The organism is Dethiosulfatarculus sandiegensis (assembly GCF_000931935.2).
GTDB classification, from domain to species: Bacteria; Desulfobacterota; Desulfarculia; order Desulfarculales; family Desulfarculaceae; genus Dethiosulfatarculus; species Dethiosulfatarculus sandiegensis.
In genome coordinates, this window is sequence record NZ_AZAC01000001.1 from 34222 (window position 1) to 57219 (window position 22998).

The following is a 22998-nucleotide window of genomic DNA, read 5'->3' on the forward strand; positions in this document are numbered from 1 at the left end:
TGGCAGCAATCCGGTAGAGGTTAACACTCTCTGCCTTGGGCCGGGCCTCTGCAATAAGCATATTGGCTTATCGTGAAGAGTCGGCTGAACCATTCCGTCCATAGTTCTATGAGCGCCTTTCCGCTTATTCCTCTTTAACCCCGGATGAGCTTTGCAGGGCAGTCTGCCATATTTTGGGATTGGCTGTGCTTTTGGTTGTTTAGGCCTCAAGGAGGTCTGTTTTGCCGGAAAAGCTCGCCGGTCCGGTCTGTGACGAGGTTTTGCCAGGCCCTTAAATAGTGAATGCTCTCTTTCCGCTTAACCCGAGGTCTTCAGGGAGAGACCATGAGGCTTCTTTTTGTCACCAAACAGTATCCGCCAGTGGCCTGGGGAGCCACGGACAGGCTGTGTCGGCATATTTGCCACAGCCTGAGGGCTCGCGGCCATGAGGTGACGATTCTGACCAGTGATCAACTTCCGCAAAAGCACCTGAACGAACCGGATGTGAGCCGAGGCCTTAAAATTTCGGATCAGGCCGGGACGCGGCGGACAGCAGGGAGGGCATTAACCTGGTCCATATTGGCGGATCTGCACCGGGTGGGCAAAAAGAACCGCTGCATAACCAAAGATATTTTAAAGGACAACCCTTGCGATTTGGTCTTTGGGTGGAATTTGAAAGGCATGGGCGCCGGAATTCTGCTGGCCGCCCATGATTTGGGGCTCAGGTTTTGCCTCAATTTGGCTGACTCGGAACCAGGCCTGTTCTTCAGGGTGCAAAGAACCTGTCTCCCATCTAAGCTGGTGCAATATGTGGCTGAGCGTTCCGCTTTCAGTCAGGCATGTTTTCCTGGGGGGGAGTCGATACCGATCATTGCCTCCAGCCAGTCATTAAAGGAATATTTACTTAAAAAGGGGTGTCCCCTGGAAAGATGCCGGGTCATTCAACAGGGACTTCCGATTCGCGAATATCCCTTTGAGCCTTATTTGCGTGAAAAAAAACAAGATCTCAAATTGCTTTACCAGACAGACGATCCTGGCGATCGGGGTGTGTTCATTGCCTTGGATGCCCTGGGCAGGCTTATGCGGGAAGGGGCCGGGAAGTTTTGTCTTTCCCTGGTTTTAGGGAAAAACCGCAGGCAACAGGAGGAGGTAAACCGGTTTATTGAGAGTGAAGGACTGCTGGGCAAGGTGGTTATTGAAAACCTGTCCACCCATTTTTTTCTGCCTCACGTGTTGAAAAAACAGCATGTTTTTATATCTGTATCTGAAAAAGAAGAACCATTTGGCCTTGAACATTTGGAGGCCATGGCCAGCGGATGCGCGGTTGTATCGGATAAAGAAGGTATAAGCGATCTGGTAAAACACAAACAAACCGGACTTTCCTTTAAACCCGGAGACCCGGAAGAACTGCGTGAGAAAATAAAAAAACTAATGAATAATGAGGAGCTAAGGCTGGAAATAATCGAAAAAGCCAGAGCCAGGGTGCTGAAATACCACTCCTTTGCATCTTACCTGGACCAGCTGGAGTCCTACCTGACCGAAATCGCGGGAAAGTAATATTAAAAAAAACGTAAAAGGTATTTTCCGTCCCTGGAAATTCGCCAAGGCTGAAACCTAAACGGCCAATCCTTTAGAATAAATAATAGCAGCTTTCTAAATTGCACCGGGCTTGCCAAGGCTGAAACAGGTTTACCTGAAACCGGAAATCGCCGTTTAAATAGCCTGCCCGGGTCTTGTTAAAGCAAAGGCTAGGGGGGAGGCGGAGCTTAAAGCATGAGGGCCGTGATTCTGGTGACCGGACATGCTCCTTGGTTGGAGACTCAAAACCACCTTTTACCCAGTTTCTTGTTCCCCTTGGGGGACAGGCCATTTTTGCATCATGTGGTTGAGTATCTCAGCCAAAAAGGGATCAAGCGTCTGGATTTCATCCTGAGCAGGATGCCGGAAAAAATAGAAGCAAGCCTGGGAACCGGCTCCCGTTGGGGGCTATGTTTTGACTATCATCTGGTTCGTGATCCTGCCAGACCCTATAGGAGAATCCGGACTATCTTGTCCGATGAAGCCTCCGATTTTTGGCTGATTCACGGCGATCGCCTTCCCCGTTTTAACCTGTCCTCAAACACCAGGGCTTGGATAGTTGACCCAAACGGGAAACCTGCGGGATGGGGTTTTTTGCCTGGAGATTCGGCTCGCAATTTTAACTCTGAAACCAAGGAAGAGGATCTGCTGGGCCTGATTGAACTGCCCTTTGTAAAAAGTGCTCTAACCCTGGAGGCCCGTTCCCCTGCCGGCATCTTGGCGGCCAATACCCTTTTGCTTGAGAAAAAATTTCCCGAACTTTTACTAAAGGCCGGAGAAGTGGAACCGGGGGTCTGGTTGGCTCGCAATGTGGTAATGCATCCCACGGCCAATCTTTTACCGCCGGTTTTGATTGGTTCTGATTGCCGTATCAGCCAGGGCGCGCAGGTGGGGCCTTGTGTGGTTGTGGGGCAGGGCTCCTATTTGGGCAAGCGAAGTGAAGTATCCGATACGGTTGTTTTTCCCGGTTCTTTTGTGGGCGATGAGCTGGAAATAAAGCGAACTTTGGTGGACAGAAACCTGCTTATAAGTGTGAGGCTCGGCGTTGCCTTGGAGATTAATGAAGATTTTTTGCTCAGCTCAATGGCCGGGGGGTGGTTCACAAAAAAGCTGGTAAGGGCTCTGGCCAGGGCCTTTGCCTTGGTATTTTTGGTTTGGTCCTTTCCCTTTGGCGCAGTATTTTTGTTTTATTCAATTAGCAAAGGGTTAAGGCCGGTTTTTAAAAAGAGACAGGTTCTGCGCCAACCCTTGCCCAGGGAAGCGTCATTGTGGACCAATTGTTCCCTGTTAAGCTTGTCCGGCAAGTTTAAATGCCGTCCGGAAGACGGGCTGGCAGACTTTTTTCTTCGGTTTTTACCCGGCTTGCTCAGTGTAATCAAAGGGGACCTGGCCATGGTGGGCCTTCCTCCCAGGCAAGATAAAGAGATAGAACAGCTGCCGGTGGTGAGAAAAAACCTTTGCCACCTGGCCAAGGCTGGCCTGGTTGATGAGTCATCGGTTGTTTTTGGCCCTGATCCTGATCCGGATGAGCTCTATTCTTCAGAGGCTTTCTACGCCGCCCGGGCCGGATTAAGATTGGATATACGCATATTGCTGCGTTACCTGGGCCGTATTTGCGGATTGTTGCGTCCCGGTTTTGATAAGAGGTGACACCCATGATCAGATTGCTTGAACCAGGCCCCGGGTCCAAGGATTTGGCCAAGAAGAGAGAGGCCCTGGAGCTTTCACATTGGGAAAGTTTCCATGATCGGGGAAGGTGGCATCTGGAGCATTCCAAGGCTTTGGGTGGCTTTTTAAATTTGGGGCTTAAAATTCTGGGCCTGAAAAAAAGGGGCATCAGGAATGCCCTGGATCTCAGAGTCAATGAACTTGATCTGGCTTTTACCGGACTTCCGGACTCTTTTGACGGTTTTCGGATGGTGTTTGTAAGCGACCTGCATTTGGATGCCTTGGCCGGCCTGACTGAGCGGCTCAGTGCCGTTTTAAGCGGTATAAAGGCGGATATCTGCCTTTTGGGGGGTGATTTCAGAGCCTTGGTGAGCGGACCCACCCATGGTGTTTATCTGCACATGAACAGGCTTTTAAGCAGCCTGGATTTTCCCCTGGGCGTGGTTGGAATAATGGGTAACCATGATTTTTATGAGGAAGCCCTGGAATTAAGGCGCATGGGAATGACGTTTCTGATCAATCAGGCCCTGGAATTGGAAAAAAACGGGCAAAAAATATACATCGTCGGCCTGGATGACACCCACTATTATGACTGCGCAGACCTGAGAGGGGCGCTGGAAAAGGTTCCTTTTGACGCCTTTAAACTGCTTATGGTGCACAGTCCGGAACTTTTGCATGAGGCCGGTGCCGCCAAGATTGATCTTTATCTCTGCGGCCACACCCATGCCGGTCAGTTGCGCCTGCCTTGGCTCGGCGCCTTGATCTTAAACGCCAAATGCCCGCGAAAATACACCTGGGGCTTGTGGCAAAAAGCCGCCATGTGGGGATACACCAGCTCCGGAGCAGGCGTCACCCTGGTTCCCATCCGTTTTAATTGCCCGCCTGAGGTATTGGTCCTTACTCTTAGAAAGGCCTCAAAAAAAGCTGGGTGACTGTTTTCGAGGCCTTTAGGCGATTTTATTTCTCTGCGGAAAGAGTCCTTGAACCATAGGCGTTCATTCTCAGCCCCGGCGGCAGTCCCAGTTGGGAATTCAACACCCGGTCGAGTTTTAAATAGCGGGCATACCCCGGGGAGGTTAGTTCCAGGCGCAGGGGAAAGGCCTTGGCCGGCAGGGGCAAGAGCCCAGTCCAATACAAAAGCCCGGGCCAATTCGCGTGCAGGTTTTTAAGGCCAAAGCTTTTTCCCTGGGGAGAGGTGCGCACCTCCAGGTCATGGGGAGTGATAAAGCGGTCCTTGATCCCGTTCAACGCCACGCTGGTAAGGGGCAGGGGCTCGCCCAAATCCGCGACCAGTCCCTTGCCTGCGGGCAGTAATTTAAGATCCCGGCGAAGAATTCTTTCCGGCTTTTGCTTGTGTAAGCGTTTGGCTGTTATGAGGCATATGCCGAAATTCACCTTGACATCAGTGCCCCAACCCGCTGAAGCCAAGGCCTCAAGGGCCAAGGCCTTATATCTTTCCGGCAAGGCGAAATAAAGTTTTTCCTGATCTGAAATCAGAAGGTGGGGCCTTAGATGGTCTGCCAGCCAGGCCGGTTTGGGCCGGTTTGGTTCAGGCGGGCGCATGCTGAAGGGCAAAAAGGCCCTTAAGCCGGGCTGGCAATAAACCTTGGCCTCAGGGGGGAGTGCGTCCTGCACCCAGGCTGCCGCCTTTTGCAGGTCAGGCAGGTTGGCTTCAGGTGCCGCCCGGCCAATCAGCAATTCGGGCATAGACCACCAATAACGGCTTTTGCCGGTCTGCACCAGCTTGATATAGCGGGCATCCCGCGGCGCAAATCGTATTTCCTGCCATGGTGTGTGATAAAGGGAAAAAGGCTTGCCCGCAGACCAAAAGGCCGGGAAAAGCGTCTCTGAAACCATGGCCGCAGTTTGCCAGGTTATTTTGTCTGCGCTTGTCAGGATCTCAAGTTTATTAGGCTTTTCCTGGATGGGAGAACTTGAAAGCATTATCTGGCAAACGTCTTTTTCCACCTGCCCCAGATCCAGTAAATAGGTTTGTCCCGGTTTTTGGGGTCCTCTGGTGCGCCAGCCCGTGGCGGCGTTAAGGTCCCAGGCCTGGGAGGCGTCTTTAAGATCAGGGTCGGCCCAGGATTCAAAATCAGAGGTAAATATAAATTCAGTTTGCAATTCCGGAGGCTTGATATCCCTAAAGATCACATAACCCGCTACTTTGTCTTCTTGGAAAGTGGCTCCCATGGCCTTGAAAAGGTTGGCCGCATATTTTGCCTTACCCTTGGGGGTTATGAAACCGGTTTGTTGAGATCTCAATAAGATGTCTTGGTTTTGAGGCCTGCGCTCCTTAAAGGGCAGCACCAGGTTCACCTTGGCCTTGGACTGGAAACTCAGGCGATGGCTGTCCCAGTATTCAGTGCAATAGGCGTTATAAACCTTTTTGGCCAGAAGGTGGTCAATGACCTTTTGGGAATGATCGACCTTGGCCAGCCTTTGCTCCCTTAGGCCGGGGTCAAAAAGCGGTGCGGTGGCCAAGGAGCCATAGAGGTTGGAAAAGGCCAGGATGATCACTATGGCCCAGCCGAACGGCGCGGTTTTTTTGCTTTTTTGTAGGAGCCAATCAAAGATCCAGGCCGCAAAAAGAGGCCAGATAACAAAAAAGGACAAAAAATACCGGTGAGAGTTGATATCTCCACCGCCAATACGGCAGAAGATTAAAACCATGAAGATGAGGCAGAGTAATAAAAGACCACCGTTTTCCTGAGATTTGCCTGTTTTGAGGCTTTGCCAAAGCCCTTTTGCGAAAAAGGGCAGGGTGCCGAGAAAAGTAACGGCGCTAAGACCCAGAACCAGTGGGCTGAAAAAGGGAATAACCCACTGATAGGAGTGATCGTATTTTGACCCAACCAAAACGGGCATGCTTTTGAAGAATAAATATGAGAGGTTGGAGGCAAAACCGGTGTGCCGCCTGTGGGAGAGCAGAAAATGCAAAGTGCCCCAGTCGTTTTGCAGATTATAGAACAAAAGCGGAGCGGAGCCGACTATAAACCCCAGGGCCATTAAAAGCCCGGACCAGGATATGATCAGGCGGAGATTGGCCCGCCACATGTACAGAAAACAGGGAATAATAAAATAGGCGATTAAAAAATTGTTCCAAAAGGCCAACCCGCAGACCAGGCCAAAGACCAGGCAAATCCAGGCATAGGTGGAGCCCTTGTCATGGTCCTTGACTGCCTTGAGGCATAAAAGGATGATCAAGGCGCCAAATGCCAGGAGTTCCGCGTGAAGCCCCCTGGCCACAGTTGAGTACCAGATGGAATAAAAAGGTCCCAGGGCAGCCAGAAAAACCGCTGTCAGGCCAACCCGCCGGTTCTTTATCTCTTTCCCCACAAAATAAAGTAAAGCCAAAAAGATGAGAGAATAAAGGGCCGGGGCCGCATTAAGGGCCTGGGAGGATACGCCAAAGAGCTTAAAAAATACGGCTGCGGTCAGGGCCTCCAGGCTGCCTCCATAGTGCTGGCCCCAATACATCAGGCTGAATTTGCCGTTAAGCGCGTCTATGCCCATCAGGCCAACCACCGCTATGTCGGAATCCATGGGCGGGCTGACCAGGAACGCGCCTCGCACCAAGGCAGCCATAATTAAGAGAATAACTACTGTAGTAGGGAGATTTATCCTGAATTTGGTTTTTGATTCCAATGTATTTTATGCCCTGGTGCAGTTAGTTGGACTTTGCTTTTCCATGTTGCGGCAAAATTATTATTTCTGGAATGTTTCATTCCCGGATATGTATCCTGAACAATATAGCACGCGGACCGATTAATCATCTTAAAGTAACTCGCCCTTATTGGAAAAATAAAAATGTTACAAAAGACAGTCGCAACAGCGTGCTGAAGAAACCGTTTCAGGGCGGGCTGAATGCCTTGAGCCTAACGGCCCGATAGCCGGGGATTTATTGTTTTTTAAGTTCTTTGACTGTTAAGGAGAAAGGGGTAACCTTTAAAGGCCCGGCCCTGCGTGGAGGCACCTGGTTACGTAGACCATTGTTTTTCTTCGGTCCCTATAAAACTATCGTCATTAGGGAAAATTGCCTTGGTCGGTTTAAGGAGCCCTTTAAGACCAGTTCATGGCGGAATGTCTAAATGGTTTTATAAATTTCCGGGAAGCGGCAATAAAATAATCCGCTGCAAGTGAAAGGAACCGGTTTGAACTCGGCAAAGTTTGAAATTGCGGGTCTTTTGGAAAAGGTGCATTTTTCCCCTTTGGAATCCAAGACCTATGCGGCGCTCTTTAATGAAAAGGGATTAACCCTTGGACAGTTGAGTCAGAAGATCGGCCTGAACCCGGCCCTGCTTAAGGAGCCGCTCCAAGACATGCTTCACAAAGGCTTTGTGGTGGCCAAGGGTAAAAATCCGGTTACCTATATGGCAGCCAACTCCGACGAGGTCCTGGCGGGGTTAAAGTCTTCCTTTACTGATAATTGGAAGGAACTTAAGAGCGTAATTAATCAAACTCCCAGAATAGACAGGCGAAGAGAGTCTGCCGGTGTGAGCCTGGAGGGCAGGTCCTGGGTGATGAAAAAAGCCAAGGAGATCGTCAAACAGGCCCGAGGCAACATTTATCTTCTGGCCTGGCCCAAGGAATTGCGCTCCTTAAGGCGCTATCTGGAAAAGGTTTGCCGGGAAAAGGTTTGCCGGGAAAAGGTGGAACTTAAGAGTGTACTGTACGGCAACCCTGATTTTGACTTGGGCGTGAGCATCAAGTGCACCCCGGACGATTGGCTAACCAGAAATGGTGGGCGCAGCTTTTTAGTCACCGTGGACAATAAAGAGGCGGTGGTGGCCAATTTTTCCCCGGAGGGCAAGGGAAACGGCCTTTTTACCGATTACCGGCCCATGGTCAACCTCTATACAGGTTTCATTATCCAGAAATTGCATCAGGTAAGCCTGGAAAACACCTTAAACCAGTTTGGTGTGGCTGTAATGGATTCAGGGCAGGCTGTGGAGGGAATTTTGCCCTAGGACATGGGTGGTGTGAATCCTTCTTTGGTTTGCTCAAGTTTTTTATAGCTTAGGTTGCGAGCGATGAGCACCCTTGCACCCAGACCTTTTGGCCCGAGGCCTTAGGGCGTGGTTATTTTTTTTCTTCATAGGCGTGTTTGATTTTTTGGATCAGGTCATTGATCTTGACCGGCTTGATCATGTAGTCAAAAGCACCCAGGGCCATGCCCTGCGCCCCTGATTCCATGCAACCGTGTCCCGTGAGAACCACAACCTGGGTCTTGGGGTATAGCTTTTTGATCTTTTCCAGGGCCGCCATACCGCCCATGCCGGGCATTTTGATATCCAGGACCACCACATCAAATTCCTGGGATTCCATTATCTCCAAAGCCTTTTCCGCATGGGGGGCCCCGGAGACATCCATGCCGCGCAACTTGAAGCGCTGCACCAGTGAACTCAAGAAGTCTTGTTCATCGTCCACAATCAAAACATTGGGTCGACCCATCTGACACTCCGTAAATGACTATAAGACCCCAAGGGATCTTTGTTTTGGGGAATGCTGCCCGCCTCTTGTGGCGGTGGATAGCGTGGGAGCAACAGGTCAAGGGCGGGGCAAGAGACGAGCAGCAGATTATTCGTTTAAAGGTCTCTTTTCAGTTTTGTTTTTCCTTTAAGAGCTCTCTGGGAGAGCGCACGAATTTACGCACCTGGGCGGACCTTATTTTTTCATCCTGGATCAATTTGCGGTTATAGGCGTCACATGCCTTTTCCCATAGCTCTTCCATGTCACAGGGTTTGGTGAGGTAATCGAAAGCGCCGTTTTTTAGTCCCTCCACCGCGGAATCAATGGTCCCGTGGCCGGTGAGCATTATCACCTCTACATTGGGGTAAAGTGATTTGATTTTTTTCAGTGCGGTGAGCCCGTCCATTCCCGGCATTTTGATATCTAAAACCACCACATCCAGGTTGTTCTGGCCCAATGTTTCCAAGGCGCTTTCTCCGTCATAGGCCGCCAGCACCTTGATGCCTTTGCGTTTAAGCAGGTTTTGGGTGGTATCTACAAAACGCTTTTCATCATCAACTAAAAGAAGCCTCATGTTATCCATGGCTTGGGCCCCCTTTCTCCTTTGGGGCTTGCCAGGCTTTTGCCTGGGGTCCTTGGTGATTTGAAAAAGCGGAGGCCATTGAACTTTGTCGCCGGTCAAGTGTGATCGGCCTAAATCTATTTCGTCCCGGTGGCCTTTTTCCGCTTTTTTTACAGTCCGCCTGTTTTTCTGGTCAGGCTTTTGGCTTCCGCTTTGCGGATTCGCTCTTCCTGCTCCATTTTGCGGTTTCTGGCCGCTTCCAGCTTGCTGAGCAGCTCCTGGTAATCAGCGGGTTTCAGGAGATAGTCAAAAGCTCCGGATTTGAGTCCGGTTACAGCCGTATCAATGGCCCCGTGCCCGGTGAGCAGAATAACCTCAACCACGGGGTTGCGGTTTTTGATTTCCTTTAAGGCGGAAATACCGTCCATTCCCGGCATTTTTATATCCAGGATGACCACATCAATGGGCTCTGTTTTCAGGGCGCTTAAGGCCTGTTCTCCGCTGTAGGCGGCCCAAAGGTTGTGGCCATCGTCTTTAAGGCGCAGAGAAAGCATCTCCACAAAGTCCTTTTCGTCATCCACAACCAGGATATTGATTGGAACCTTGACCATTTCCTAACTCCTAAAATGGGTTTTCCCCTGAATTCAGTTTTTTGATTTTCTTTTGACTGTCCAGAGCCATGCGCCCCAGGTCTTCCGGTTCACTGGCCATGGCGGGGCGTCTGGGAAGGGTCACGGTAAAGGTGCTTCCCTGGCCCAGGCGGCTCTCCACTTCCAGGCGCCCTCCTAATTCCTCCAAAATTCCCTTGGAAACGCTTAGCCCCAGGCCCGATCCCTGTCCCGGAGTTCTGGTGCTGAAAAAAGGTTCGAAAATTTTTTCCAGATTTTCCTTGGGGATTCCCTCTCCCTGGTCCTTTACCGCAAAGAGCATCTCATTGTTCAGGTTGTCCAGGGTCACTATGACCCGGCCTCCTGTACGGGAGGCCTGGATAGCGTTTACCACCAGGTTCAAAAGAACCTGCCGCAGTCGATTAGGGTCGCTCCAAATTCTGGTTTTCGGGCTTTTTTGATCAACAGCCACACTTACCCGGGCCTCTTTGCAGGTCTTGCCCACCAGCTCCCCAACCTCGGCGGCCAGCTCCGCCAGGTCGAACTCCCTTATTTCGGTGGGGCTTCTCCTGGCCAGACTCAAGAGCTGATGGGTTATTCTGCCTGCCCGCTCCACGCTGGTTTCTATTTTACTTAAGGCCAGCTCAAGGGTCTTGCGCCACTCTTCGGGCAGGTCGGAACGCCTTTCCATTCGTTGCTTAACCCAGCCGGTTGATTCGTTGATAATGGCCAGCGGGTTGTTTATTTCATGGGCAACCCCAGCGGCCAGGGTGCCCAGGGCGGCAAGGCGTTCGGCCAGGGCCATCCTTTTTTCCATTTTGGTCCTGAAGGCCGCTTCCTGCGCCTGCTCGTGGATGCGTTCTATCTTTTCAAAGGCCTGGCGTATCTTGCCCAGAAGGTGCTCAAAGGCCACCGGCTTGGCCAGATAATCAAAGGCTCCGGCTTTTATTCCCGCTACTCCATCTTCCGTCGAGGCCTGGCCTGTGAGCAATATCACCTCTTTCTCCGGGTGATCCTTTTTGATTGCCCCCAAGGTGGTCAGTCCGTCCATGCCCGGCATTTTTACGTCCATGACAACTAGTTGGGGGGCATGCTCCGCCAGGGTGGCCAGGGCCTCGGAACCTTCTTCGGCTTCCAGAATCTCAAAGCCCCTTTTTTTCAGCCTTTTGGTCAAGGTCTGCCTGAAGGCGCTGTCGTCGTCAACCAAAAGGATAACGTTCTTATTTCTCTCTTTAGATTGCAAAGATTCTCCTCAAACCAGTCCCAGAATGCTCCACCAGATTCCGGCTCCAGCCAAAAGCAGCACCAAAAGAACCGGGGTGGCGACTAAACCCGCCTTGGTAAGGTCAAATGCCTTAAACTGACGGAATGAATAGGCAATTGCATTGGGAGGGCATCCGATCACTAAAAGCATGGCAAAACTGGTGGCTGTTCCCAGGCCAAGGGCCATTATCCTTGGGTCCACTCCTTCGAGCTGAGCCAGGGGCAGGACAATCGGCAGAATCATGGCCGCCGCGGCCACATTGGCCATTACGTTGGTTACCAGGGCGCCGAATACGCAAACTCCGCTTAAAAGGATTATCCAGCCTCCTCCCTGAACCAGGGGGAAGAACAGGTTGGCAAAGTACCTGGCCGCGCCCGAGGAGTCCATGGCCAGGCCCATGGCAATGCCTCCGCCAAAGATGAAAAGCACGGTGCCCCATTCCAGGTCCCTGTGAATATCTTCCCAGTTAAGTACATTGAACAGAACCAGGCCCGCAACGCATAGCATGCCGGTGATGGAATAATGCAGCCCATGGAACCCTTTGGTGAGCCAGAGTAGAAAGCCGATTCCCACAATGATCAACGTCTTTTTTTCAAGCGGAGTTAAGGGGCCGGGATCCTCGTCATATTCGGGCAACTTGAATTTGGGGTCCGGCCGGAAGACCAGGTAAACCACCAAAACCGCCGCCGGTACGCAGATTATGGAAAGGGGCATGGCATAGATAAGCCAGTCAATGAAATCTATTTCAATGCCGGTGAACTCTTTTAAGAATGCCGCCGCCACCATGGTTCTGCCACCGCCCACCAGTGAACCCATGCCTCCGCAGGAGCAGGCAAACGGTACGGAAAGCATCATGAAACGGGCGGTGTTGGTGCCGGGGTTGATCCCGGCCGCCCTCATCAGGGGCAGCATGGTGGCAATTCCTATGGCAGCTGCGGCGGCGTCATGCATAAAGGCAGAGGCCAGGCCCAGCCCCACCGCCAGGATGAAGGTGAACTTGGTTACACTGTTGCCTGCCCGGCGGGCGATACTCGCGCTGAGCCTTTTGGTTATCCCCGCCTTTTCCAGAGCAATGGCAAATATCAGACAGCACATGATAAAGACCACCACCGGGTGCATGTAAGCCGCCCAGGTGCTTTTCAGGTCTCCCACTCCGGTGGCAACCAGAAGAACGCCGATGCAGATGGCGGTGACCTCCAGGGGAATCGGCTCGAAGATGAAAAGGAAAACCAAAAAAACCACAACCGCCAAAAAAGTTTTGCCCTTGGGGGATAGCCCGTTTACATATTCAACCTTTACATCAGTGAGCCCAAGCTCTTCGGCCTTGTCTGCCAGGGCCTGTGCCGTGCAAGCGGGATCATCGGGCTTCAGCGCGTCGACTAAGTATCCTTTTTTGGTTTTGCCGCCATTGGGTGCCAGGTCAAAAAGGCCTTCCATGGAAGCCAGAACCTTGGCCTGGGGATCTCCTATGATTTCAAATCTGGTGCCCTCTGGCCTGGGCAGCAAAAGAACCGTTAACCCTAGAATAAAGGCGATGGCCAACTGTATGGTAGTGTTTTTCCAACTCATTAATTTTACCTCGATTTTCTCAACTGAGCCCAGGTCTCTCCGCATCAGTTGCATCAGGCCGGTTGCTCTTATTTAGGGTCCAAGCTCTCAGGCTGAGGCGTCCTGGGCAGTACCACCCTGAACAGGCTGCCTTTCCCCAATTCACTCTCCACTTGCAGGTCCCCGCCGAGTTTTTCCACAAGGCTGCGTGAGACGCTTAATCCCAGGCCGGTTCCCAACTCAGGCGGTTTTGTGGTGAAAAATGGTTCGAATATCCTTTCCAGGTCACGGGGCTGGATGCCCGAGCCATTGTCTGTTACTTCCAGGGCCACGTTGGGCCCGGAATCTTTGATCGCTATCTGGACTCGGCCGTTAAAGTCAATCGCCTGTAACGCATTGGTCACCAGGTCCAAAAGAACCTGCCGTAAGGGGAATGGATCCACTTTTGCTAAGGGATTTGCGCTGAAAACCTCTACCCGGGTTTCAGCCTGGGCCTTGTCGGCCGCTTTTCTGGTGAGCTCAAACACCTCTTTGCCCAATTCACCAAGATCCACCTCCTGGATTTGAGAGTCGGTCTTTCTGGCGAAATTCAAAAGTCCCAGAGTAATGCGGTTGGCCCGCTCAAGGCTTTTTTCAATTTTTTCCAGCGCCATTTCAAAGGCCTGACGCAGGGAGTCGTCCAAACCCTGCTCCCTTGCCACCTTGCTTTTCAGCCAACCGTTGGCCTCGGAAATTATGGCGAGCGGGTTATTCAGTTCGTGGGCCACACCAGCCGCCAGGGTGCCTAAAGAGGCCAGGCGGTCGGCCAGTATCATACTTTGCTTGAGTTTGTTGCTGAAGACCGAAGGATCTGTCTCTGATTGGGCTGAAGCGTCTGTAAGGGCGTTTTTTATTTTTTTAACCAGGCGCTCTATATCCACCGGCTTGGTGAGGTAGTCGAAGAAACCCAGTTTCACCCCCTCCAGGGAGGCCTCCAGATCCGCATGACCGGTGAGCATGATCACCTCAAGGGCGGGCTCCAGCTTTTTGATCATCTTGAGGGTTGATATGCCGTCCATGCCCGGCATCTTCACATCCAACACCACCAAGTCCACCTGCCTGTCTTTTAAGATCTCGAGCGCCTTTTCCCCGCTGGTGGCGGTGAGCACGGAAAACCCTCGCAGCATAAGCCTTTTCCCCAAGGTTTTCAGAAAATCCAACTCATCGTCGACCAGTAGAATGTTCCTGCGCTCAAGGGACATGGCCTCTCCTCGCTAATACTCGTTTTTGGGTAAAGTCAGGCGGAAAGAGGTTCCCTGACCGGCTGTGGATTCAAAATTTATGGTGCCGCCGAGCTGCTGCATTAAGGAGTGGCTGATGGAAAGCCCCAGGCCGGTTCCCTCGCCTGGTTGTTTGGTGGTGAAAAAGGGATCGAATATCCTGTCTTGGATTTCAGGCGCGATGCCGCAGCCATTGTCTGCTATCTCCACCTCCACCTTTGTGTCTTCTCCCCGAGTGGTGATGGTTATAACTCCCTTGGGCTCCACCGCGTCCAGGGCATTGGTCATGAGGTTCAGAAAGACTTGCTGTAATTGGGCCCTGTCGCTTCTGATCATGGGCGCGTCAAGATCCAGGCTGTGCCTGATCTCCACTTCCTTGAAAGAAGCTTCTTTTTCTACAAATGAATAAGCCTCTTCCAAGACTTCATTGACATTGACCATGTCCCATTGAGGTTCCATGCGCCTGGCAAATCCCAGGAGCCTGTGGGTAACCTCCCTGGCCCTGTCCACGTGGTCCTGAATTTTGCGGGCGTTTTCCTGGAAGAGTTCCCCATGCTCATTGGAATCAATGAATTGTTGGTCCATGAGGTCTTCCATAAGGCCAGCCATTTCCCCTATTGCGGCCAGGGGGTTGTTGATTTCGTGAGCAACTCCCGCAGCCATGCGCCCCAGGGAGACCAGGCGGGCCGAATGGGCCAGCTGGGCGTCAAGCTTGGCTCGCTCCTGGTCCTGTTTTTCCAGCTGCCGGATCATGAGCCTCACCAGGAAAATCACAATTACCGAAATCAATAAAGTGCCCAGGACCAGCCCCCCCAGCTCCAGGGCTCCGGCCAGGCTAAGGCCGCCCAAGGCCTCGTTGGGATCCTGGTCTATAACCAAAAGCCAGCTCACCTGGGGCAGCCAGACAAAGGCGGTGAAGAGCCTTTTACCGTCTTTGGTGGTTCTGGTGATAACGCTGGTCTTTCTTGGCACCTGCTTGATGTCTATGGGTGCGGTGGAGAGGATTTTCCCCCCAAACCGGGGAGGAGTCTGGTATTTGCCTTCTTTGTTTATGATGTAGGCATCACCCCTGGCGCCGAGTTGTGCGCTGCGCACCAGTTTGGTGAAGACGTCCGAGTCTATGGTGGCCCTCAGAATCCAGGCCTTTGGCCCGTTTAAGTGCTTCACCGCAATAACAAAGTGGGGGGCCTCCCTGAAACCCAGAAAGACATCGCTTACATAGACCCCCCTCAGCATAGTTTCCCTGAACCAGTCCGTATCTTTATATTGCCGGTTCTCCAGATGATAAGGACCCACATAGGTCTGGTGTCTGCCGGTTGCGTCAATTACTCCCAGGTCTAGAAAAGACCAGGCTCTTCTATTTAACAGGCTGAATATATTGCTTAAATTATCTGGTGAGGTGAGCTGGTCCAGGCTGGATGTGCTTACCAGCACCTCCAGCATGGCGGTGCGTTCGGCCAAAAATATGTCAATGGCGTTTGCCCGGTTAACGGCCAGGTTCTGCAACTCCGCTTTTAGTTTTTCTTCCTGTAGATTGGTGAAATATAGATATATTCCGGCTCCAAAGAGATAGAGCGGCACCAAGGCGATGACCAGGGCAGTGGTGGTCATCCTGCGAGCAAGTTGGCGGTATGCTTTGCCCATGCTTTACATCTGCCTGGCGGTTAAAAACAAAACCGCGTGATTCGGGGTTTGCATTGGCGACTAAATGCCTTTTGCAAAGACCTTTAACCGATGTCTCGGGTTTGGGGTTTTCCCCTTGAATGCTATTCCTCGGGTATTTGTGCCTATATTCACTAGCTAACAGCTGGGAATCTATTTTTAAGTTTTACTTAAGTTGTCAACAAAAAACCTTGCTGATACCTGTATCTACTGGTAAACCCGAAATAAATCTGATCACCATAGTAAGTGCGAAGGTAAACGCCCGCACTTTTTCAATGCGTCCCCGGTATTTAAGGCCGGTTTGAATACTCTAGTGGTTCAATTAATAACGCAGTGTATTCTGGAATGACGCTTGAGGGAATAAGAAGGAACCTTCATTTATGGGTTGAAGGACCACCTATTTGATTGGGTATTTTACACTAGGTATTATGAGTAATATTATTCATCATGGTTGGGGTATGACTTCAATTGAAAGAATACTCTCCCCTCTTGACTAGTAATTTATCACCTATAGAATACCTAGTACATGTAGGAACCGGTGACAAAATCTATAACAGCACGGGTTCACTTCATACGGTTTATCGATTTATATTAAAGGCGTCTTTCAGGCGGAGGTCCCGTCTCTCTATCCCCGGCTGACGGTCGAGCATTGAGAGCAATTCTTCTGTTTGAGGACAGGTTATTGTATTAGATGTATTTAGGAGAAATTCCGTGAAAATTTCCACAAGAGGTCGTTACGGTGTAAGGGCCTTGCTAGAGTTGGCCATGCAAGAGTCAAATTGGCCTGTGGCCCTGAAAACCTTAGCTGAAAAGCAAGACATTTCCGTTAAATACTTGGAGCAGCTTCTTATCCCGCTCAAGGGTGCGGATCTGGTCAAGAGTGTCAGAGGCGCCAGAGGCGGATACATGCTGGCCAGGCCTGCTTCCCAGATTGTAATGCATGACATCCTGCGGGCCCTGGAAGGCCCTCTGGCCGTGGTAGAGTGCGTTGATAATCCTAACGACTGCGGTCGGGTTTCACAGTGTGTGGTGCATGAGCTTTGGGAGGAAATGAGCCGACTGGTGCGCGATTATTTAAATGGCATCACCCTGGAAGAGCTGGCCCATAGACAGCAGGGTAGGGAATTTAAGAAAGCAGTTAATTCCCAATAAGTGACCCGTAAGATAAGGTTTTGATATAAAATAAAAAACCTGTATCTCTCTGAAGAAACCCGGCTGAAGGCCGTAATTACCGCATATTTATTTTGCGGATTTTAGGTTTCAGCTATACCTTTGAAGTAATAGGTTTCTGATCGGAAATACGAGGGGGAAGTCCGAGAAGGGCTTCCCCCTTTTTTATAAGCCGGAAGATGTCGGCTTGGATTCAAAGACCCCTGTCAAAAGAGCCATAAGAGATGTTAGCCAAGTTTTTAAAACGTGAGAAAAAGCCCTTGAGTACAGACCAAGTCCTTAAGAAAGCAAAAGAAATACTGCCCATGCTTGACGGTTTGGTAAATCGGTTGTTTCAGGAGTTCAGCAGTGAGCTTTTGAGTATGGACCCCGAGGCCATTGTACCGGCCGTGTGGGGAACAGATAAAGAAGGGCAGATGAACCGGTTTCAAAGCAAGGTTCATCAGCAGGTAAGGCCTGTGGTCAATGATGTGTTGGGGTTATTGCATCTCGAAGAGTTGGATGGGTCGGACCGGTTTGCCGTGGAGTGCCTGATAAGGGAGCTTTTAATTGCCAAATTGGCCTTTATGATGGAAGGCACCAAAAATAGGCTCATGCGGGAGCTGGTTTCCGAAGACCCCATGGAACTGTACAGCCAGCAGATTCAAACTGTGGGAAGCGCCTGATGTTCCTTAACGCCCTGCGTTGCTTTTATCACCCGGAAATAAAAGAACAAGTGGCGAAATCCGGGCTTTCGCGCATACCCCACCAGTAATCACTGCAGATTAATACCCTGACATTATTTTTTTCAATAAATCCCACTTTCCTTTTCGACCTGTTGCACCCCGTGTCAGGGTTTTAACACCGTGGGCGCTAAAGCGGCCTTGGCGCGGGCTGCAACATGCCTTACACACGGAGATTTCGACAATCCCTTCTTGACCGTCGGGAAAGATGGTGTTATTTTGTCTATAAGTTTAGTTTACGTTAATTATTTTAATAGTGGCGTATAAATTGAAAGCCTGTCGCCCCCCAAATGGTCTCACTGCCAACCTTGATCTTGCCGTTGACCAATTTCATTGTCTGCCCTGGGTCAAAGAAATTCATTTTCGGCCCGGGTTTACTCTTTTTCTACAAAAAATGAATCTTGACAATGAACTGTGCCTTTCTGTCAGCCGGGAAAAAAGCTCTTTGCATTTTGGTTTTCTTTTAGAAGGCTCCATGCAAAGCAGCCTCCGCCATTGCCGGGGGGCTTTACGCGAATTGGATTGCCCTGCCGGCATGGCCGGAATTTTGTATCTGCCAAATACTGAGATGAAAGCCTGTTACGCTCCCCTGCCCGTCCGGGGGGTGGCCCTGGATATAGACCCTCCTTTACTCAGGGATATGTTGGCCGAGGATTACCGTTTTATGCCCGTTTTCTTGAAAAGGGTCTTATTGGGATCTTGTGAGCAGCCGGTTTTACAGAATTTGAGTCTTTCCCCCAGTTTGTCCTCTGTTTTGGCCCAGATGCTGGTTCCCCTGGAGCAAAATAACCTGTCCAACCTTTTTTTGGAGGGTAAGTCTTTGGAGTTGCTGGGGCTTTTACTTAACGCCCTGAGGGATGGAGGCCGACCCCGGTTTAGCCGAATAAGCCCGGATAAAGCTGAAAGGGAAAAAATTCATCACGCAAAGGAGATTCTTTTCTCGGATTTGGCCAATCCTCCCGGTTTACTGGAGCTGGCCGGCCGGGTGGGGCTCAGCCACACCACATTAAACCGGGGGTTTAAATCTTTATTTGGCATGACTGCCTTTGCCTGTCTTCGTGAAAGGCGCCTGCAAGAGGCCAGGGAACTTTTAGAACAGGGCGGACTTACCATCGCCCAGGTGGCTCTTTTAAGCGGGTTCAGCGATCAAAGCCATCTGACCCGGGCCTTTAGCGCCTATTTCGGCCTTCCTCCCAAAAAATATATCCATTCCTTATAGATATATATCTTTCACAGAATTCAAAAACGCTTTCATGATCTTCAATACTTTTAGTTTATCCATACATTATAAGTAAGTCAAAATTACTTTCCTGGTTTTCATAAGGACAAGTGAGGAGAGAAAATGGCTTCCTTTTGGAGGAAAACCCTGGGATGCTGCGCGCTTTTCTGCCTTGGGGGCATGGTTTTCATACAACCGGCCACAGCTCAGGATAAAAAAGACACCCAGGATAAAAAAACACATCAATTGAATGAGGTTACAGTATCAGCCGGCAAAACCAAAGAGCTGGGCAGAGATCTTCCCTTCAGCATGATGGTTTTCACCGGCAGTGAATTGGAGGATCGGGGGGTGCGCCAGCTCGACCAACTCACGGATTTGGTTCCCAACGTGAGCTACCAGAAGTTCGACACCCATAAAACGGAGCTGAACTACCGCGGTATTGGGGCCATGACCAGCATGACCGTCAATTGGAACACCATTTTGGACGGTGTGTTGGTGCCCTATGCAGGTATGGAATCCCTTTTTGACATGGAGCAGGTCGAGGTGGTCAGGGGAGGAATGGGGTCCCTGTATGGAAGGAACAACCACGCCGGTCTGGTCAACATGGTGAGCCGTGATCCCGGAGAAGTCCTGAATGGAGAGGTGGGGTTGTCCTACGGCGACTTCAACACCTTTATCGGCAATGCCGCTTTAGGCGGACCCATAAACGAAAAATGGGGTTTCCGTCTGGCCGGACGTTTCAACACCAGTGACGGATGGATCGAAAATACCTACCTGGGCAAGGACGACAGCAACAACAGCAGCCAATACTCAGGCAGGGCAAAGCTGGCTTTCAGGCCCAGCCAGGGAGCCAGGGCGGTTCTTTCTCTTAACGCGGACACCTATGACGATGGCAATGATGGTTTTACCACAGTCATAGACGGGGCCTCCCAAAAGACCGATAATGACCTTCCCGGCCATCATAAGGGAAACATGCTGGCCCCCATTCTCAGAATTGAAAAAGAGGTCGGTGATCTGGCCCTTACCTCCATAACCGGTTATTCAAGCACCGACTATGATCTGCTCCTGGATCAGGACGCCACCAGCCGCGATATCATGTTCTTGCATTATCAGGAAAAATACCAGACTTTTTCCCAGGAGCTGCGCCTGGCCGATGAGCGGGGCCAGGGACGATTCGACTGGATGACCGGAATGTTTTTGATGCATGAGACAGCTGATTTTGAAACCCATATGGGCATGGGCAGGGACGGCTGGCTTATGGGGGCTTATCCGGGCATGTATCAAAAGGCCGACTCCCAGATGACCACCATAAACGCCGCTGTTTTCGGCCGGCTGGACTGGCGGGTCACCAGCGCCTTCAAGGTCACGGGCGGACTGAGGCTTGATTATGACCAAAGGGAAGTGGATTGGACCGGAATCAGCGGCATGCCCGGCATGCGCATGCCGGACCAGAAATTTGAAGACTCCCAGGATTGGCTGGAAGTGCTGCCCAGATTGAGCCTCAACTATACATTGGTGGAAAATCAGAATATCTACGCAACCGTTTCCAGGGGCTACAAGGCGGGTGATTTTGCAGCCATCAACCCCGATTATGCGGTGGTGCAAAAGCCGGTTGACCCGGAATACACCATGACCTATGAGGCCGGATACAAGGCGCTTTTGGCCGACGGCAGACTCAGTTTAAATACCGCTTTGTTTTATGTGGACTGGCGGGATATGCAGCTTTCTGCAGTGATAAACGGTAAAGAGATTCGCCAGAACGCGGGCGCGGCCCACAGCTATGGTTTTGAGGCTGATATGAGCTGGAGGGTGTTGTCGGGATGGGATATCTATGGCGCGGCAGGCTGGCTCAGCGCCGAGTTTGACGAGTATGGCTGCCACCCCACAGGCAACGACCTTTCCGGGAAAAAAATACCAAACACCCCGGAATATAAACTGGTTGTCGGCAGCCGCCTGCGCCATGAAACCGGGCTTTTCGCCCAGGCCGACTTGAGCCTGATAGGTAAGCAATACCTGGATGAGCAAAATTTGCTGGAGCAGGACGCCTATCCCCTTATGAACGCAAGAGTAGGGTATGAGTCTTCCAATTGGGCGGTTTACCTCTTTGGCCGCAACTTGGCTGATGAAGATTACCTGGTCAGGGCCTGCAACATGGGCTCCTACTTCTTTGGCCGTTCAGGCGAACCCCGCATGATCGGTGTTGAATTCAAGGGTTATTTCTAAAAACAGACAGGTTCCGGTTCAAAAGGGCCGGGACCAGTTTTTTACGAGGGATTTAAAATGCCTGAATGGCGTGAAAAGTTTATCGATTCAACCGCAAGAAAGCCCGCGGGCAACTGGGCGCGCAAAAATTACAAGGAGCCAAAGTCCCATTACAAGGCCTTTGCCAAAGCCATGGAGCTTTTACAGCCTGGTCCTGCGGATCAATACCTGGAGATCGGTTGCGGGGGTGGGGTGTTTCTCAACATGATGGCTCAAAAGGCGGGCAAGGCCTGCGGCCTGGATCACAGCCCGGAAATGGTGGAACTGGCCAGTCAAACAAATCATTCCGCCATTTCCCAGGGCAGGGTGCAGGTGTGTCAGGGCGATGCCGAAGAACTGCCCTGGCCTGAAGACAGCTTTACCTGCACGGCCAACACCTCCATGTGGTTTTTTTTGAATAATCCCGGAAAAGTGCTGGTCGAACTCAACCGGGTTCTCAAGCCCGGGGGCAGGCTGGTTATAACCACTATAAAAAGGTCCTGGCTCATGCGTTTCATCTGGGGGATCTATTCGCTCAAGCTATACAGTGATGATCAGATGTGGGAGATGCTGAAAAAAGCCGGTTTTGAAAAGATCACGGTTTCCTCCCAAGGGCTGATGGGGCAGATCGCCTATGCGGAGAAACCCAAGGCCGGTATTGGATCCGACTCAGCGGGTCAGGTATGAAAATAAACGGTAAATATACTGTCCTGGCAGGGCTCTACCTGGCCCAGACCCTGCCCGGGCATTTTTTCACCAATGCCTTTCCGGTGATCCTGAGACAGGAAGGCGCGTCCCTGCAAACCATAGGGCTTTTGCAAATCATGGCCCTGCCCTGGGTCCTCAAGTTCCTTTGGGCTCCTTTGGTTGACCGCCTGGCAGCCAAGGGGGGAGGCTATGCTCGGTATATAATCGGCCTGGAGATAGCCTTTGCCTTGGTGAGCGTGGCCTTGGCTTTTTTTGACTTCAGGCAAAATTTTAATCTGGTTCTTTTATTGATGGGGCTTTCTTTTTTTGTGGCCGCCACCCAGGATATAGCCACCGATGCCTATGCCATCCGGCTTTTGGATCCTTCGCAAAGGGGGGTGGGCAATGGGGTGCAGACCGGAGCCAATATGCTGGGCGCTGTTTTGGGTGCAGGCGGGGCCTTAATAATGTACACCCATCTGGGCTGGCAAAAAACCATGCTGGTAATAGGCTTGGTCGTGTTTTTACCCTTGATCCCCCTTTTAGGGGCAAAGCCGGAAAAGCCTTTTGAGCAAAACAGGCCAAAGGCTGGTTTCAGGGATTTACTGACCTTTTTAAAAGACTCCGCCAAAAGAAAATGGCTGCTCCTGATCTTTTTGGCCAACGGCTGCGGTATGGCAGCCATCTTTATGTCCAAGCCCCTGTTGGTTGATTTAGGCTTTTCCCCTGATTTCATAGGCTTTGCCAGCGGAATCTATGGGGTTGGCATTGGTGTGGCAGGCGCGTTTGTAGGCGGCTTAATGGTGAGCCGCTGGGGAAAAAGAAAGGTGTTTTTGGCCGGGCTGTTGTTCAACTGCCTGGGAGTGCTTTTTTTATTCCCTTTGAGCCTTGGGTATAAAAATTTGGTCTATCTCTTTGTAGGTATGGGTGTTTCGCTTAATGCCTTTGCCTTTTTGCTTACCGCCATCAACACCATTGCCATGGATCATGCCCGTATCGGCCGAGAGGGATGTGATTACAGCCTGCAACTCGCGGTCTCCTTTTTAGGCGGTGTGGTGTTAAGCGGAATCAGCGGCGTAGTGGCTCATAATTTTGGTTTTGCTGCGCTTTTTGGCGGCTTGTCCCTTTTGAGTCTCCTGGTATTTGGTCTCACCCAAAGGATCTGGCCTAAAATCCAGTCCCCTTCAGGCGGGCATTCCGACACTCCCCTTGTCAAGGCCGGTTCGGCTACCCCTTAAGTCTTATTTGGTTGCAGGTCGGCTGCTGGCTAAAGAATGCGGGGTGGCCGTGCACTGAAGGTTATTCTTTTTCCGGCCAAGGGATAAAAGTCTGCCGTTGACAGGGAAAATGGTGTGTAAT

The 22998-nt window shown here is 51.2% G+C and carries 18 protein-coding genes; 10 read left to right on the top strand and 8 right to left on the bottom strand.

Annotation, left to right across the window (positions count from 1 at the left end; translation table 11 throughout):
- The first annotated feature begins 324 nt into the window (after positions 1–324).
- The 3 genes from X474_RS00155 to X474_RS00165 all read left to right on the top strand — a co-directional run bounded on the left by X474_RS00155 (position 325) and on the right by X474_RS00165 (position 4157).
- On the top strand, positions 325–1536 hold the full coding sequence (locus X474_RS00155; protein WP_044346049.1) for a glycosyltransferase family 4 protein: 1212 nt from the start codon (positions 325–327) through the stop codon (positions 1534–1536).
- A 216-nt stretch (positions 1537–1752) separates the two neighbouring features.
- Positions 1753–3207, top strand: a complete 1455-nt coding sequence (locus X474_RS00160; RefSeq protein WP_044346050.1) for a nucleotidyltransferase family protein — start codon at positions 1753–1755, stop codon at positions 3205–3207.
- Between the two features lie 5 nt (positions 3208–3212).
- Positions 3213–4157, top strand: a complete 945-nt coding sequence (locus X474_RS00165) for a metallophosphoesterase (protein WP_052514658.1) — start codon at positions 3213–3215, stop codon at positions 4155–4157.
- Positions 4158–4182: 25 nt separating this feature from the next.
- On the opposite strand, the gene X474_RS00170 is transcribed toward X474_RS00165, so the two are convergent.
- The gene (locus X474_RS00170; RefSeq protein ID WP_197281896.1) at positions 4183–6801 is read right to left on the bottom strand and encodes a glycosyltransferase family 39 protein; all 2619 of its coding nucleotides are present in this window, start codon (positions 6799–6801) and stop codon (positions 4183–4185) included.
- Between the two features lie 578 nt (positions 6802–7379).
- On the opposite strand from X474_RS00170, the gene X474_RS00175 reads away from it, so the two are divergent.
- Positions 7380–8195, top strand: coding sequence for a TrmB family transcriptional regulator (locus X474_RS00175; RefSeq protein WP_044346052.1), 816 nt, complete (start codon positions 7380–7382; stop codon positions 8193–8195).
- A gap of 112 nt (positions 8196–8307) precedes the next feature.
- Here the strand turns inward: X474_RS00175 and X474_RS00180 are convergent, their stop codons facing one another.
- The 7 genes from X474_RS00180 to X474_RS00210 form a co-directional block, all read right to left on the bottom strand.
- A complete protein-coding gene (locus X474_RS00180; protein WP_044346053.1) occupies positions 8308–8679 on the bottom strand; it encodes a response regulator in 372 nt (123 codons plus the stop codon).
- A gap of 148 nt (positions 8680–8827) precedes the next feature.
- Positions 8828–9280 (bottom strand): response regulator, encoded by a 453-nt coding sequence (locus X474_RS00185; RefSeq protein ID WP_044346292.1) that lies wholly within the window; start codon positions 9278–9280, stop codon positions 8828–8830.
- 149 nt (positions 9281–9429) lie between these two features.
- Positions 9430–9870, bottom strand: coding sequence for a response regulator (locus X474_RS00190; RefSeq protein ID WP_044346054.1), 441 nt, complete (start codon positions 9868–9870; stop codon positions 9430–9432).
- A gap of 10 nt (positions 9871–9880) precedes the next feature.
- The gene (locus tag X474_RS00195; RefSeq protein WP_082464050.1) at positions 9881–11110 is read right to left on the bottom strand and encodes a hybrid sensor histidine kinase/response regulator; all 1230 of its coding nucleotides are present in this window, start codon (positions 11108–11110) and stop codon (positions 9881–9883) included.
- 9 nt (positions 11111–11119) lie between these two features.
- Positions 11120–12700, bottom strand: a complete 1581-nt coding sequence (locus X474_RS00200) for an SLC13 family permease (protein ID WP_044346294.1) — start codon at positions 12698–12700, stop codon at positions 11120–11122.
- Between the two features lie 68 nt (positions 12701–12768).
- On the bottom strand, positions 12769–13920 hold the full coding sequence (locus X474_RS00205) for a response regulator (protein WP_044346055.1): 1152 nt from the start codon (positions 13918–13920) through the stop codon (positions 12769–12771).
- A gap of 12 nt (positions 13921–13932) precedes the next feature.
- A complete protein-coding gene (locus X474_RS00210) occupies positions 13933–15582 on the bottom strand; it encodes a sensor histidine kinase (RefSeq protein WP_044346056.1) in 1650 nt (549 codons plus the stop codon).
- 729 nt (positions 15583–16311) lie between these two features.
- Here X474_RS00210 and X474_RS00215 point away from each other — a divergent pair.
- From X474_RS00215 to X474_RS00240, 6 genes are all read left to right on the top strand, one after another.
- The gene (locus X474_RS00215; protein ID WP_044346057.1) at positions 16312–16752 is read left to right on the top strand and encodes an RrF2 family transcriptional regulator; all 441 of its coding nucleotides are present in this window, start codon (positions 16312–16314) and stop codon (positions 16750–16752) included.
- 242 nt (positions 16753–16994) lie between these two features.
- On the top strand, positions 16995–17435 hold the full coding sequence (locus tag X474_RS00220; protein ID WP_044346058.1) for a hypothetical protein: 441 nt from the start codon (positions 16995–16997) through the stop codon (positions 17433–17435).
- Positions 17436–17748: 313 nt separating this feature from the next.
- Positions 17749–18711: a helix-turn-helix domain-containing protein gene (locus X474_RS00225; RefSeq protein ID WP_492226170.1), complete on the top strand. Its 963-nt coding sequence runs from the start codon at positions 17749–17751 to the stop codon at positions 18709–18711.
- Positions 18712–18834: 123 nt separating this feature from the next.
- The gene (locus X474_RS00230; protein WP_044346060.1) at positions 18835–20934 is read left to right on the top strand and encodes a TonB-dependent receptor; all 2100 of its coding nucleotides are present in this window, start codon (positions 18835–18837) and stop codon (positions 20932–20934) included.
- Between the two features lie 57 nt (positions 20935–20991).
- The gene (locus tag X474_RS00235; RefSeq protein ID WP_052514659.1) at positions 20992–21639 is read left to right on the top strand and encodes a class I SAM-dependent methyltransferase; all 648 of its coding nucleotides are present in this window, start codon (positions 20992–20994) and stop codon (positions 21637–21639) included.
- Positions 21636–22877: an MFS transporter gene (locus X474_RS00240; protein WP_044346061.1), complete on the top strand. Its 1242-nt coding sequence runs from the start codon at positions 21636–21638 to the stop codon at positions 22875–22877. The genes X474_RS00235 and X474_RS00240 overlap by 4 nt, the downstream gene beginning before the upstream one ends.
- The last annotated feature ends 121 nt before the right edge of the window (positions 22878–22998 follow it).